Below are 1,347 nucleotides of genomic sequence, written 5' to 3'. Positions count from 1 at the left end.
GTGGGGGGTCGGTCAGGTGCTGGCGCCACAGGGCCTGGACGGGCTGGCGGGGGTCGAACGGTGGGGCTCCGGTGAGGAGCTGGTAGAGGACGACCCCGAGGGCGTAGAGGTCGGTGGCGGGGCCAAGGCGGCCGCCGTCGATCTGTTCGGGGGCCATGTACAGGGGGCTGCCGGCCACGCCGCTGGCAGTGGCGGCGGACCCGTCGAAGATTTTCGCGATGCCGAAGTCGGTGACTTTCACCGTGCCGTCGGCGGCGAACAGGATGTTGTCGGGTTTGATGTCGCGGTGCAGCACCCCATGGGTGTGGGCGTGTTCCAACGCGGCGGCCACGGCCAGGCCGGCCGCGCAGACCTGGGGGGCGGTGAGGTCTGTGCGCCGGTGGGTCAGGGTGCCGCCGGGCAGCAGCTCCATTACGACCAGGCACAGGCCGTCGACGTCGAGGTAGTCGTAGACACGGACGATGTGGGGGTGGTCCAGCCCGGCCAGGGTGCGCGCTTCGGCCCCGAAGGCCACCATGTGCCCCTCGGGGCCCTCGGCGCGCATCACCTTGACCGCGACCGGCCGTCCCATCTGCCGGTGCTCACCGGCCAGGACCAGCCCGAACGCCCCCGCGCCGAGCTCGGCGCCCAGCGTGTAGCCGGGCAGCGCCCCCGCTACCCGCTCCCGGTCAACGAGCATTGGATTGGGCGGTATCCCGCTGGTGTGCTGTAGCCCCCGCGCTCATAGCCGTTCAGCCTGCCACGAACCGCCACCAACCCGGCGCATAGCACATCCATCCTCAAGATAGTCAACGAGTTGACGCCCACTGGCGATCTTGACGTTGGATCGACGGGGCATCCGGGGCGTGCGGCTCACCGCGCGTGTATCGGCCGCATCGAGGCCTGGGATCCCCCCGGAAATTACCGGGCCCCAGAGCCGGCAGGCGGACTCTCCCGGATGCGCGCATCCGGGAACTGCTCATCCGGCCCTCCACAGCCGCACCGTGTCGTCGCGGGATGCCGTGGCCAGGGTGCGCCCGTCGGGAGGGAACGCCACCGAGGCCACCGAGTCGGTGTGGCCGGTGAGGGGCTGGCCGAGCGGGGTGGGGGCGGTCGGGGTGCTCACATCCCACAACCGCACCGTCTCGTCGTCGGCCCCAGAGGCCAGGGTGCGCCCGTCGGGAGAGAACGCCACCGAGGCCACCGAGTCGGTGTGGCCGGTGAGGGGCTGGCCGAGCGGGGTGGGGGTGGTCGGGGTGCTCACATCCCACAACCGCACCGTCCCGTCGAGGGAGCTGGTGGCCAGGGTGCGCCCGTCGGGAGAAAACACCACCAAGGTCACCGCGCTGGGGCCGGTGAGGGGCTGGC

General features: G+C 71.6%; 2 protein-coding genes. Both read right to left on the bottom strand.

What is annotated here, in order from left to right:
* On the bottom strand, window positions 1-679 hold a 679-nt coding region (locus AB1460_RS37525), incomplete at its 3' end, for a serine/threonine-protein kinase (RefSeq protein ID WP_368967323.1).
* A gap of 279 nt (window positions 680-958) precedes the next feature.
* Window positions 959-1,347 (bottom strand): WD40 repeat domain-containing protein (locus tag AB1460_RS37520; protein ID WP_368967321.1); only part of this gene is annotated, 389 nt, incomplete at its 5' end.

It is taken from the genome of Parafrankia sp. FMc2, from assembly GCF_041008525.1.
Taxonomy (GTDB): Bacteria; Actinomycetota; Actinomycetes; order Frankiales; family Frankiaceae; genus Parafrankia.
This window is presented reverse-complemented; position numbering and strand designations above follow the sequence as displayed.